Consider the following 12,941-nt stretch of genomic DNA (forward strand, 5'->3'; position numbering starts at 1 on the left):
GGAGTCGTTCAGAGAGCGCAACAGCTAAATTGCAGAAAAATGACCGTTCGCTGCATTCCACAGCAAAAGGCCGCCTTATACGCGATTACCCACAAAGTTATCCACAATGCATCTCCAGACGAATTTTTGCGAGCAGCACGCAAACGTTTTCGCTACAATGCCCGGCGACGTCACGGATGCCCCTTTTCGGGGCGTTACCTGAAGTTTCGCCTCTTTTTATTAATAAGAAGATCGCTAAGCTTGATGTAACGCTCTTATTTACGCGAAACAAAGCCAAGGGATAAAACCACCATGCAACAACGTCGTCCTGTACGCCGCGCTCTGCTGAGTGTCTCAGACAAAGCGGGTATCCTTGAATTTGCTCAGGCGCTCTCCAGCCGCGGCGTCGAACTGCTCTCTACAGGCGGAACCGCTCGCCTGCTGGCCGATGCGGGTCTTGCGGTCACTGAAGTGTCTGACTACACCGGTTTCCCGGAAATGATGGATGGACGCGTTAAAACGCTGCACCCGAAAGTGCATGGCGGCATTCTGGGACGCCGCGGCCAGGATGACGCGATTATGGCGCAGCACGCCATTGAGCCTATCGATATGGTGGTCGTTAACCTTTATCCCTTCGCTCAAACCGTCGCTCGCGAAGGCTGTACGCTGGAAGATGCGGTCGAGAATATCGACATCGGCGGCCCAACCATGGTGCGCTCGGCGGCAAAGAACCATAAAGACGTCGCCATTGTGGTCAAGAGCAGCGACTACGACGCTATCGTTGCCGAGATGGACGCCAACGAAAATTCTCTGACGCTGGAAACGCGTTTCGACCTGGCTATTAAAGCGTTTGAGCATACGGCCGCCTACGACAGCATGATCGCCAACTACTTCGGTTCGCGGGTTCCCGCCTATCATGGCGAACGCGATCGGCCTGCCGGGCGCTTCCCGCGCACGCTGAACCTGAACTTCATTAAGAAGCAGGATATGCGTTATGGGGAGAACAGCCATCAGGACGCTGCCTTCTATATAGAAGAGAACGTGCAGGAAGCCTCAGTGGCGACCGCACAGCAGGTTCAGGGCAAGGCGCTCTCTTACAATAACATCGCCGATACCGACGCAGCGCTGGAGTGCGTGAAGGCGTTCAGCGAAGCGGCCTGCGTCATCGTCAAGCATGCCAATCCCTGCGGCGTCGCCGTTGGCGCATCGATCCTCGACGCTTACGAGCGCGCCTATAAAACCGATCCGACCTCTGCCTTCGGTGGCATTATCGCCTTTAACCGCGAGCTGGACGAAGCCACCGCGCAGGCGATCATCAGCCGTCAGTTTGTCGAAGTCATTATCGCGCCTTCCGCCAGCGAAGCGGCTTTAAAAGTCACGGCAGCGAAGCAGAACGTTCGCGTGCTGGTCTGCGGCCAGTGGCAGGAACGCGTCGCCGGTCTCGATTTTAAACGCGTAACCGGCGGTCTGCTGGTACAGGACCGCGATCTCGGCATGGTGGAAGCGAGCCAGCTGCGCGTCGTGAGCAAACGTCAGCCGAGCGAACAAGAGCTGCGCGACGCCCTCTTCTGCTGGAAGGTCGCGAAGTTTGTAAAATCCAACGCTATCGTTTATGCGCGTGACAATATGACTGTCGGCATCGGCGCTGGCCAGATGAGCCGTGTTTACTCCGCTAAAATCGCTGGCATCAAGGCCGCTGACGAAGGGCTGGAAGTGAAAGGCTCGGCGATGGCCTCAGATGCGTTTTTCCCGTTCCGCGACGGTATCGATGCGGCCGCTGCCGTCGGCGTCACCTGCGTTATCCAGCCGGGCGGGTCTATTCGTGACGATGAGGTTATCGCTGCGGCAGACGAGCATGGTATCGCCATGATCTTCACGGACATGCGCCACTTCCGCCATTAATTCTTCGGAGAGCAATATGAAAATTTTAGTGATTGGCAACGGCGGTCGTGAGCACGCGCTGGCCTGGAAAGCGGCGCAGTCGCCGCTGGCGGAAACGGTCTTCGTCGCGCCCGGCAATGCCGGTACTGCGCTGGAGCCAGCGCTGCAGAATGTCGATATCAGCCCTACCGATATCCCTGCCCTGCTGGCGTTTGCTCAGCGCGAGGCGATCGATTTGACCATCGTGGGGCCGGAAGCGCCGCTGGTTATTGGCGTAGTGGACGCGTTCCGCGCGGCGGGTCTGAAAATTTTCGGACCAACTAAAAATGCCGCGCAGCTGGAAGGTTCTAAAGCCTTTACCAAAGACTTTCTGGCCCGCCACCATATTCCGACCGCGGAATATCGCAACTTTACCGATGTCGAAGTAGCGCTGGCGTATCTGCGTGAGAAAGGCGCGCCTATCGTTATCAAGGCTGACGGCCTGGCTGCCGGTAAAGGTGTAATCGTCGCCATGACACTGGAAGAGGCGGAAGCCGCAGTCAAAGATATGCTGGCCGGCAACGCCTTTGGCGATGCAGGTCATCGTATTGTGATTGAAGAGTTTCTGGACGGCGAAGAAGCCAGCTTTATTGTTATGGTCGATGGCGAGAACGTCCTGCCGATGGCCACCAGCCAGGATCATAAACGCGTCGGCGACGGCGACACCGGCCCGAACACCGGTGGCATGGGCGCCTACTCTCCTGCGCCGGTGGTAACCGACGAGATCCACCAGCGCGTCATGGATCAGGTAATCTGGCCGACGGTACGCGGCATGGCGGCGGAAGGCAACGTCTATACCGGTTTCCTCTATGCCGGACTGATGATCGACCAGTCAGGTCAGCCGAAGGTAATTGAATTTAACTGCCGCTTCGGCGATCCGGAAACGCAGCCAATCATGCTGCGCCTGCAGTCGGATCTGGTTGAACTCTGCCTGGCGGCCTGCGACGGCACGCTGGATCAGAAGCATTCAGAGTGGGATCCGCGTCCGGCGCTGGGCGTGGTGCTGGCCGCTGGCGGCTACCCGGGCGACTACGTTAACGGTGAGCAGATCCACGGCCTGCCGCTGGAAGAAGTAGAAGATGGCAAAGTCTTCCATGCGGGCACGCGTCTGGATAACGATCTGGTGCTGACTAACGGTGGCCGCGTGCTCTGCGTCACCGCGCTGGGCGACGACGTGGCGGCAGCGCAAAAGCGCGCCTATGAGCTGGCTCAGCCCATCTCCTGGAACGGCAGCTTCTGCCGCCGCGATATTGGCTATCGCGCCATTAACCGCAAGTAAGCAAAAGGGCACGCTACGTGCCCTTTTCTTTAACCTAAAAGTCCTCTTCTTTCGGCTGCGAATCGCAGCTTTCTCCCGGTGCCGCGCGCAGCAGCTGCGTCCCTTCCGGCGCTTCGAGCCAGGAGACCAGCAACGGCGCGCTGCTGCGCTGCTGCTGTCGAACCAGCATCTGTAGCGCATAATCGTCAAAGGATGGCGACACCCGCTCCCCGTCGCAGGTAACAATCTGCTTCGCGCCCAGCCACTGCCCCTGCTTCAGGATTATGTGGCCGTTGAGCAGCGCATTGCTCTGCGCCAGCATACGCTGCGCGTCAAACTTATAGAGTTCTACCGTATCGGTATCGACCGCTTCGCGCCGATCGGCCAGCTGCCGTTGCATAAAGCTCAGGCTGCCGTCCTGATCGAAACGCAGCGTGACATCATTCGGTTGTTTGCCGCTGGTGTGGCGCGCCACGCTGACCAGCTTCTGCTCTTGCCACAGATAATCCGTGGTTTCCGTCGTATCGCCGTTAAAAGGCGTGTAGAGGGTACGCAGATGGATGGTGAGATGGCCGCTGTTTTTGCGCCAGATGCGCACCGCGCCGCGATCGGCAAGATAGCCGCTGGCGGTAAAGGGAGGCGTTTCGGGTGTTGAACTGCACCCGGAAAGCAAAAGAAGAGAAAGCAGGGCGAAACAGGAGGACGAACGCAGGTTCGGCATAACTGGCCCCTAATACAAAAGGGGCGAATTCGCCCCTTCTTTAAAATTCTGACCGCAGTGCGACGTCTTATTTAACAGAGTCTTTCAGCGCTTTACCAGACACGAATGCCGGTACGTTTGCCGCAGCGATTTTAATCTCTTTGCCAGTTTGCGGGTTACGACCGGTACGCTCAGCGCGGTGGTTCACTTTAAAAGTACCAAAACCAACCAGTTGTACAGCATCGCCTTCTTTCAGAGACTCAGTGATCGCAGCCAGAGTAGATTCCAGAGCCGCTTTAGCCTGGGTTTTTGACAGGTCCGCTTTTTCCGCGATCACATCAATCAGTTGAGTCTTGTTCATAAGTTATCCTTAAAGTGTATTTATCGCTTGCTAAGCAACGAGTGCGAGGGAAAAGCCATATTCTGGCACTCTTCAGCCTGCACGCACCGATAGCCACAATTTTCAGCCCCCCAAATGTAGACCAGAGAGGGGGCCGATGTGAAGCCTCCAGGCTCGCTAATTCAGGCCTGAAGTCACGTTTTCCCGCCTTACTGCTGAAAATTTATACCGATGTTGCTGATTCCCGCCTCCCGCAGGTCCGAACGCAATCCTTTGATCAATTCAAGGTCTCGCTCTTCGCAGTCGGCAAGCAGGCGGAAAATCTCCCATTGCAGGTCCCATTCATCGATGACGGCAGGGTTTTCGCGCAGCTCTTCGTCGCTCATTTCGCGTCCGGCCTGGGTCATTTCCAGCATCGCAACGGTGGTGATGGACGTTTTGCTGACTTCAATCGCATGCTCGAGGGTTTCACCGCTCAGCATAGCGTGCAGCGCTTCGCTTAATGCCACGCAGGCGTCGATGGCCGGATAAACCCCGTACACTTCAAACGCATCGCCATCGGGAATCGCGGCTTCAAGCTTTTCCAGCTGGCTGTCGAAATTAATTTTGGCGTCTTTGACCGTCAGGCTTTCCCAGATGAGATCGAGAAGACGGCGATAAAGCGCGGGATCGGCAAATTCCGTCTGCTGGCAGAATGCCCAGTAATTGGGGAACATACGCTCGCACAGGCAAGCCATAAACGTCAGATGCTGCCAGCTTTCCAGCTTCGCCAGACGCAGGTGAACGGGGTTTTGTAACATGAACAGGGCTCTTCATCGTTTAGCTGGCGGCAGTGTACCGCAAAAGCGCCGCGCGCACAGCGTTAAAGCGCGTTTTGCCAGCGCTGAAAAGCGGTGCGGTTAGACGCGACGGCATCGGCCCAGCGCGTCGGTTCCGGCAGGCGATAACCGCCCATGCAGTTTTCCACCCACTGCAGCGCGCTGTCCAGGCTGACGCGGTGTCCGGTCGCCACGAAAAGCGGATTGCAGCGCGCTTTGCTGCGCCATACCCAGCCGATCTGTTCGCCCTTGTCTATCAGCGGCTGACGCGAGCCAGGCTCGGCCCCCAGCTCGGCAAAACGGCCACACAGGCGCTTTTTCGCCACGCCGATGGTCGGCACGTCCACCATTAAGCCAAAATGCGAGGCGACGCCGAGACGACGCGGGTGTGAGATGCCATGTCCGTCGACGAACAGCAGATCCGGCTTGCGTTCAAGGGTTTCCCACGCCGCCAGCAGCGCAGGATATTCACGGAAGGAAAGAAAGCCGGGAATATAGGGCATGGTAGTGGCGATACGCGCCACACGATGCTCCACCAGCTTCAGAGAGGGATATTCGAGGATAACCAGGGCGGCGCGAGTCACCGCCCCTTCCTGTTCGAATCCGACATCGGCGCCGCCGATAAAACGCGGAGGCAGGACGTCGAAATCATCCTGCCGCACCACCTCTGCAGCGCGCTGAAGCTGCTCCGCGCGCAGTGCAGCAATGTCCATATTTACTCCTGATGATATTGGCCTGAGAGACGGTGTACCGCCTCAACAAACACGCCTGCATGCTCTGGCGGCACATCCTGATGAATGCCATGTCCCAGGTTGAAGACGTGACCGCTGCCCGCGCCGAAGCCCTCGAGAATGCCCGCGACTTCCTGCTCAATACGCACAGCTGGCGCATAAAGCATAGACGGATCCATGTTGCCCTGCAGCGCGACTTTGTCGCCTACGCGGCGACGCGCCTCGCCAATATCGGTGGTCCAGTCGAGACCGAGCGCATCGCAGCCGGTCGCGGCCATTGCTTCCAGCCACTGTCCGCCGCCTTTGGTAAACAGCGTAATCGGCACGCGGCGGCCTTCGTTCTCATGCAGCACGCTGTCGACGATTTTATGCATGTAGTAGAGCGAGAACTCCAGATAGTCGCGGCCCGTCAGCACGCCGCCCCAGGTGTCGAACACCATTACCGACTGCGCGCCCGCGCGGATCTGCGCGTTGAGATAGAGAATAACGCTGTCCGCCAGCTTATCGAGCATCGCATGCAGCGTAGCGGGATCGGCGTACATCATTTTCTTGATTTTGGTAAAGGCTTTGCTGCTGCCCCCTTCCACCATATAGGTCGCCAGCGTCCAGGGACTGCCGGAAAAGCCGATCAGCGGCACTTCGCCGTTGAGGTTTTTGCGAATGGTGCGTACCGCGTTCATCACATAGCCGAGTTCCTGCTCCGGATCGGGCACCGGCAGTTTGTCGACATCGGCGCGGCAGGTAATCGGACTGGAAAAACGCGGGCCTTCGCCGGTTTCGAAGTAAAGTCCAAGGCCCATCGCATCGGGGATCGTCAGGATATCGCTGAAGAGGATCGCCGCATCAAGCGGATAGCGGCGCAGCGGCTGCAGGGTCACTTCACACGCCAGCTCGGCGTTCTTGCACAGCGACATAAAATCGCCAGCTACGGCGCGCGTCGCTTTGTATTCCGGCAAATAACGTCCGGCTTGTCGCATCATCCATACCGGCGTGATATCAACCGGTTGACGTAAAAGGGCGCGCAGATAACGATCGTTCTTCAGTTCACTCATTTCAGGACTCTCTCAATTTCAGGCGCGTAGTGTAACACTTCTTAGAGTTCGCCGCGGCAGATGGCGACAGTATCTTCAATCAGCCGGCGCGCCACGGTGCCCGGCGGCGGCAACATCGGCAGCGCGTCGTAGCGATACCAGCCAGCGTCCAGCAGCTCTTTATTGTCGATTTGCAGTTCGCCACCGTCATAGTCCGCCATAAACGCCATCATCAGCGAATGAGGGAACGGCCAGGGCTGCGAGGTCACGTAGCGCAGATTCCTGACGCGGACATTGCTCTCCTCCATCACCTCGCGCGCGACCGCCTGCTCCAGCGTCTCGCCCACTTCGACAAATCCCGCCAACACGGTGTAGATGCTGTTGCGATGACGCGCATGGTTCGCCAGCAATATCTCTTCGCCGCGCCGGATGGCGACAATAATGCAGGGCGCGATTTGCGGATAGTAACGTTCACGGCAGTGTCCGCACAGGCAGGCGTTTTCATGTCGGCTCAGATGCATTTCGTGGCCGCAGTAGCCGCAGAAGCGATGGGAGCGATAAAACTCCGCCAGCTGTACGGCGCGCCCGGCAAGCTGAAACAGTCCCGCCTCTTCATCGATCAGCTGGCGTACTGAAAACATATCGCGATCGCGATTTTCACATATCAGCCATACCGTTTCGCCTTGCCACTCGCCGACAGGCTGCGCCTTGCTTCCTGTCAGCTTAAACGTAGCGGCGCTGCCGTGTGGCAGATCGCCCTGCGGCAACCAAAGTTTCTGTTCATGGCTGACAATCCACCATCCAGCGTCTACGCTTGAGATCTCACGTTGCATATAATCGTCATCCTTAGCGTCGAAATTGATACGCTGAAGTCCTGATGTTAAGTGTGTAGACAAACAACTATACCCTAAATCGTTCAGCTTGCAGGCGGCCTGGCGCCAGCCGAAGCATCAACGGTAGAGGGATTTTATTTACATGGAGTCAGAAATGCTTAACCAGTTAAATGTCCTGACCGAGCGCGTAGGTGGCAGTAACGAACTGGTAGATTCGTGGCTGGACGCCCGTCGCCAGCTATTGGTTTCTTATTACCACCTGGTTGGGCTGAAGCCTAACAAAGAAGCGCTAACGACTTTAGACGAGCAGGCGCTCGACAACTTTTGTCACGGCCTGGTTGACTATCTTTCCGCCGGTCACTTCAGCATGTATGAGCGCATCATCAATGAGATGGAAGGCGACAGCCCGATGATTGCCGCCGCGCAGGTTTATCCCCCGCTGGAAGCCAATACCGAACGTTTGATGCAGCTCTATGATGGCCATCTGCAGCAGTCGATTGACGATGACAACTGCGTCGATTTTCAGCTGGCGCTGTCAGAAGTAGGCGAAGTGCTTGAAGCGCGCTTCACGCTGGAAGATAAGCTGATCCAGCTTGCCTGGGACAACAGACTGGTACGCGCACCGGTAGCGAATGACAGCAGCCAGCTGTCGCGTCCGGCTTAAATTCAATCAGTTGTAAAGTTCTTGTTATTCTGTAAAAGCCCTTTTATGCTGAATGGGTTTTCGACGATAACGTCGAAAACCCGTTTTTGTTTTTGAGCTACTCACTGTTTGTTATGTAGCCAACGTAAACGAGATTTCTGCCGTGGTGCGCGCCACCCTGCGTAAAAGGGCAAGCGTAACCGCCAGAAAATCGTTTACCTATCTTGTCGGAGTGCCCGTAAGGGCTGAGACCGTTAATTCGGGATCCGCGGAACCTGATCAGGTTAGAACCTGCGAAGGGAACAAGAGTAAACATCATCAGTACGCTGGCGCTTTTTGCCTGCCGTTTCTGTTACTCCTTCCGAACTCCGGACAAGCAACGTTCCCCTTTCAACAGGAAAATTGCTATGTCTATGACCAAAACCACCCGTCGTGAACAGCGCGCTCAGGCGCAGGCGTTTATCAATGCGCTTCAGGGCGGCGTCGCCTTTCCCAACTCGAAACGTATCTGGATCCAGGGCAGCCGGGACGATATTCGCGTGCCGATGCGGGAAATCCAGCTCAGTCCAACGCTGCTCGGCGGCGATAAACACCAGCCGCGCTATGAAGAGAATGAGGCGGTGCCGGTTTACGATACCGCTGGCCCTTATGGCGATCCCGATGCCGTTATCGATGTCCAGCGCGGCCTGGCGAAGCTGCGCGCCGACTGGATTGCCGCGCGCGACGATAGCGAAACGCTGAAGCACACCAGCTCGCGCTATACGCAGCAGCGTCTGGCAGACGACGGGCTCGATCATTTGCGTTTCGATCAGCTGCCGCAGCCCCGGCGCGCAAAAGCGGGACGCCGCGTCACCCAGCTCCACTACGCGCGTCAGGGCATTATCACGCCGGAAATGGAGTTTATCGCGCTGCGCGAGAATATGGGCCGCGAGCGCATTGTCAGCGACGTGCTGCGACAGCAGCACGCTGGCCATAGCTTCGGTGCGCAGCTGCCGGAAAACATCACCCCTGAGTTTGTGCGCCAGGAAGTGGCTGCCGGTCGCGCCATTATTCCCGCGAACATCAACCATCCTGAATCGGAGCCGATGATTATCGGCCGCAACTTCCTGGTGAAGGTTAACGCCAACATCGGCAACTCGGCAGTGACTTCCTCTATTGAGGAGGAGGTAGAGAAACTGGTCTGGTCGACGCGCTGGGGCGCCGATACCGTTATGGATCTCTCGACGGGCCGCTATATCCATGAAACACGCGAGTGGATCCTGCGCAACAGCCCGGTGCCCATCGGGACGGTGCCGATTTATCAGGCGCTGGAGAAGGTAAACGGCGTCGCCGAAAACCTCGACTGGGAGGTGTTTCGTGACACCCTGCTGGAGCAGGCGGAGCAAGGCGTCGACTACTTCACCATCCACGCCGGCGTACTGCTGCGCTATGTGCCGATGACGGCAAAGCGGCTGACTGGCATAGTCTCGCGCGGCGGGTCGATTATGGCGAAATGGTGCCTGTCGCATCACCGCGAAAGCTTCCTTTACGAACACTTTCGCGAGATTTGCGAAATCTGCGCCGCCTACGACGTTTCACTGTCGCTTGGCGACGGCCTGCGTCCCGGCTCGATTCAGGATGCCAACGACGAGGCGCAGTTTGCGGAACTGCATACGCTGGGCGAGCTGACAAAGATCGCCTGGGAATATGACGTCCAGGTGATGATCGAGGGCCCCGGCCATATTCCTATGCAGATGATCCGCCGCAATATGACCGAGCAGCTGGAACACTGCCACGAAGCGCCTTTCTATACGCTTGGCCCGCTGACTACTGATATCGCGCCCGGCTACGATCACTTCACCTCCGGCATTGGGGCCGCCATGATTGGCTGGTTCGGCTGCGCGATGCTCTGCTATGTCACCCCCAAAGAGCATCTTGGCCTGCCGAATAAAGAGGACGTTAAGCAGGGCCTTATCACCTATAAGATCGCCGCCCATGCTGCGGATCTGGCGAAGGGCCACCCCGGCGCGCAGATCCGTGATAACGCCATGTCTAAAGCGCGTTTTGAATTCCGCTGGGAGGATCAGTTCAATCTGGCGCTCGATCCCCATACCGCACGCGCCTATCACGACGAAACCCTGCCGCAGGAATCGGGCAAAGTGGCCCACTTCTGCTCGATGTGCGGGCCGAAATTCTGCTCGATGAAAATCAGCCAGGAAGTGCGCGACTACGCGGCAAAGCAGGAAAACGAGGCGCAGCCAATCGAAATCGGCATGCAGCGGATGTCGGAAACCTTTCGCCGCCGCGGCGGCGAACTTTATCACTCAGCCGATGCGCTGAACGAGGAGAAACTATGAACGCCCCTTTTCCCGCCACGGCCCCGCGCTTAGGCCTTTATCCGGTGGTAGACAGCGTCGAGTGGATTGCGCGACTGCTGGAGGCTGGGGTACGCACGATCCAGCTGCGCATCAAAGATCAACAGGATGAGGCGGTAGAGCCTGCGATCGTGGAGGCGATTGCGCTCGGCAAGCGGTATCAGGCGCGTCTGTTTATCAATGACTACTGGCGGCTGGCGATTAAACATCACGCCTATGGCGTGCATCTTGGTCAGGAAGATCTGGACGTCGCTAACCTGAACGCCATTCGTGAAGCGGGCCTGCGGCTGGGCGTTTCGACTCACGATGACGCCGAGCTGGATCGCGCGCTGGCGATACGTCCTTCCTATATCGCGCTGGGACATATCTTTCCGACCCAGACCAAGGCGATGCCGTCCGAGCCGCAAGGGCTGTCTGAACTGCAGCGGCACATCGCGCGGCTTAAAGGCGTTTCTACCGTGGCGATTGGCGGTATCAGCATTGCGCGCGCGCCGGAGGTGCTGGCGACCGGCGTCGGCAGTATTGCCGTCGTCAGCGCCATTACGCAGGCGCCAGACTGGCGCGCCGCAACGCAGAAGTTGCTGACGCTGGCGGAACCGCAGCCAGAGGCTTAAACCTGAAGGCGTCTCGCAAAAGACGCCTGGTTTCTGCAACAGCAGTAAAAAAGCTGGAAGAGGGCGCGCAGCGATATTCTTTCTCTCTCGCGCCGTTTTTCTGTTTCGCTACAGTGGCTGTCGCCGGGCAATGTTGCCTGGCCAGGGCCGGACCTCCCCTCACCCTCTCTGGCCCTGCCCTCTGCTACTTAGTCAGGAGGATCTCATGCTGCAAGGAGTGTGGCGAATCTTCGCCCGCGCAGGCGGCTATCGCGCGCTCGACGGCCTCGCCTACTTTTGCCAGCGCCTGCTCAACGCGATCGTCCAGCGTTACCGCAAAGCTCAACCGCAAACAGTTGCGGTATTTACCCGACGCAGAAAAAAGCGATCCGACCGCTATCTGGATATGAGAATCGCGCAGCTCGCGGTTAAGCCGTACGGCATCAAAGGCTTCCGGCAGTTCGACCCACATCATAAAGCCGCCCTGCGGACGAGAAACGCAGATGCCGCATGGAAAATAGTGGCGCACCCAGCAGCTAAAGCTGTCGTAGTTGCGCTGATAAAACTGACGCATACGCCGCAGGTGCGGCTGATAGTAACCCTGACGAATAAACTCCGCCATCGCATGCTGCGCCAGGGTATTGCTCGAACCCGTAGCGATATATTTCATATGCAGCACGCGATCGCGATATCGTCCCGGCGCAACCCAACCGGTGCGCAGGCCGGGCGCGACCGTTTTCGAAAAAGAGCTGCACAGCAGTACCCGGCCGTCTACGTCCAGCGATTTCAGCGTGGCAGGTCGCGGATACTCCCAGGCCAGCTCGCCGTAGACATCATCCTCAATGACCGCCACGTCAAAACGCTGCGCCAGCGTCAACAGCGCGCGCTTACGCGCTTCCGGCATAATAAAGCCCAACGGATTATTGCAGTTAGGCACGACCATGACCGCTTTGATTGGCCACTGCTCAAACGCCAGTTCAAGCGCCTCCAGACTAATGCCGGTGACCGAATCGGTTGGGATTTCAATCGCCCGAATGCCGAAGCCGCGCAGCGTCTGCATGATGCCGTGAAACGATGGCGACTCTACCGCGATAATATCGCCTGGCTCGCATATCGCACGAATCGAAACCGACAGCGCCTCATGGCAGCCGGTGGTAATGACGATATCGTCAGCCGACAGCTGGCAGCCGCTGTCGATCGCCAGGCGCGCCACCTGTTCGCGCAGGCTGGTTACGCCGTAAAGATTGTCGTAGCTGAGAAGCTGCGTTTCCTGCCGCTGCGCCTGACGACTGAGGATTTTCCACAAGGGTTTAAGGGTGGGCTGAGAGAGATTCGGCATGCCGCTACCCAGCTGGAGCACGTCCCTTTCCAGGCGACTCTCGAGCAGATCCAGCACCGATTCCCACTGCGTGATCTCTACCGGACGCTGCACCGGACGCGTCAGCGCCGGTACCGGCGGCGCGGCCTTACGCGTCGAAACAAAATAGCCGGAGCGCGGCTGCGGCGTAATCAGCTGCTTCTCCTCCAGCACATGATACGCCTGCTGCACGGTGCTGATGCTAACGCCATGCTCAAGACTCAGACTGCGCACTGACGGCAGCTTCTCGCCGCTGCGGTAAAGCCCCTGCTCAATACGCTGCGCCAGATGCATCGCCAGCTGCTGATAACGCGTCATGTCCGGCTCCCTTCAAAGGAAAGAGGTAGAAAACAGTACAGATACGTCATTTTTTTACCATTCAGA

General features: G+C 57.8%; 13 protein-coding genes and 1 riboswitch. Of the genes, 6 read left to right on the forward strand and 7 right to left on the reverse strand.

The features are described 5' to 3' along the window. The 3 genes from B3797_RS09725 to purD all read left to right on the forward strand — a co-directional run. Positions 1-284 (forward strand): hypothetical protein (locus B3797_RS09725; protein WP_311790974.1); only part of this gene is annotated, 284 nt, incomplete at its 5' end. A 7-nt stretch (positions 285-291) separates the two neighbouring features. After that, a complete protein-coding gene (gene purH / locus B3797_RS09730) occupies positions 292-1,881 on the forward strand; it encodes a bifunctional phosphoribosylaminoimidazolecarboxamide formyltransferase/IMP cyclohydrolase (RefSeq protein ID WP_311784593.1) in 1,590 nt (529 codons plus the stop codon). A gap of 16 nt (positions 1,882-1,897) precedes the next feature. Next, positions 1,898-3,178 carry a phosphoribosylamine--glycine ligase gene (gene purD / locus B3797_RS09735; protein WP_311784592.1) on the forward strand — a complete coding sequence of 427 codons (1,281 nt, stop codon included), beginning with the start codon at positions 1,898-1,900 and terminating at the stop codon, positions 3,176-3,178. A gap of 34 nt (positions 3,179-3,212) precedes the next feature. Here the strand turns inward: purD and B3797_RS09740 are convergent, their stop codons facing one another. From B3797_RS09740 to nudC, 6 genes are all read right to left on the reverse strand, one after another. Next, positions 3,213-3,878, reverse strand: a complete 666-nt coding sequence (locus tag B3797_RS09740; RefSeq protein WP_311784591.1) for a DUF1481 domain-containing protein — start codon at positions 3,876-3,878, stop codon at positions 3,213-3,215. 67 nt (positions 3,879-3,945) lie between these two features. Continuing rightward, entirely contained in the window at positions 3,946-4,218 is a 273-nt protein-coding gene (hupA, locus tag B3797_RS09745; protein ID WP_033755847.1) for a nucleoid-associated protein HU-alpha, read from the reverse strand. Positions 4,219-4,406: 188 nt separating this feature from the next. Further along, a complete protein-coding gene (locus B3797_RS09750; protein WP_120458444.1) occupies positions 4,407-4,997 on the reverse strand; it encodes a YjaG family protein in 591 nt (196 codons plus the stop codon). 62 nt (positions 4,998-5,059) lie between these two features. Further along, positions 5,060-5,728, reverse strand: a complete 669-nt coding sequence (nfi, locus tag B3797_RS09755) for a deoxyribonuclease V (RefSeq protein ID WP_311784590.1) — start codon at positions 5,726-5,728, stop codon at positions 5,060-5,062. A 2-nt stretch (positions 5,729-5,730) separates the two neighbouring features. Continuing rightward, the gene (hemE, locus tag B3797_RS09760) at positions 5,731-6,798 is read right to left on the reverse strand and encodes a uroporphyrinogen decarboxylase (protein ID WP_311790975.1); all 1,068 of its coding nucleotides are present in this window, start codon (positions 6,796-6,798) and stop codon (positions 5,731-5,733) included. A gap of 41 nt (positions 6,799-6,839) precedes the next feature. Next, entirely contained in the window at positions 6,840-7,610 is a 771-nt protein-coding gene (gene nudC / locus B3797_RS09765; protein ID WP_311790976.1) for an NAD(+) diphosphatase, read from the reverse strand. A 154-nt stretch (positions 7,611-7,764) separates the two neighbouring features. Here nudC and rsd point away from each other — a divergent pair, with 154 nt between their 5' ends. The 3 genes from rsd (at position 7,765) to thiE (ending at position 11,221) form a co-directional block, all read left to right on the forward strand. Further along, positions 7,765-8,274, forward strand: a complete 510-nt coding sequence (rsd, locus tag B3797_RS09770) for a sigma D regulator (protein ID WP_311784587.1) — start codon at positions 7,765-7,767, stop codon at positions 8,272-8,274. Positions 8,275-8,471: 197 nt separating this feature from the next. Then, positions 8,472-8,572, forward strand: a riboswitch (TPP riboswitch). 88 nt (positions 8,573-8,660) lie between these two features. After that, entirely contained in the window at positions 8,661-10,589 is a 1,929-nt protein-coding gene (thiC, locus tag B3797_RS09775) for a phosphomethylpyrimidine synthase ThiC (protein WP_311790977.1), read from the forward strand. After that, positions 10,586-11,221: a thiamine phosphate synthase gene (gene thiE / locus B3797_RS09780; RefSeq protein ID WP_311790978.1), complete on the forward strand. Its 636-nt coding sequence runs from the start codon at positions 10,586-10,588 to the stop codon at positions 11,219-11,221. The genes thiC and thiE overlap by 4 nt, the downstream gene beginning before the upstream one ends. Positions 11,222-11,405: 184 nt before the next feature. Here the strand turns inward: thiE and B3797_RS09785 are convergent, their stop codons facing one another. Then, positions 11,406-12,875, reverse strand: a complete 1,470-nt coding sequence (locus B3797_RS09785) for a PLP-dependent aminotransferase family protein (RefSeq protein ID WP_311790979.1) — start codon at positions 12,873-12,875, stop codon at positions 11,406-11,408. Positions 12,876-12,941: the final 66 nt, after the last annotated feature.

The organism is Pantoea sp. UBA5923 (genome assembly GCF_002431095.1).
Classification (GTDB): domain Bacteria; phylum Pseudomonadota; class Gammaproteobacteria; order Enterobacterales; family Enterobacteriaceae; genus Pantoea; species Pantoea piersonii.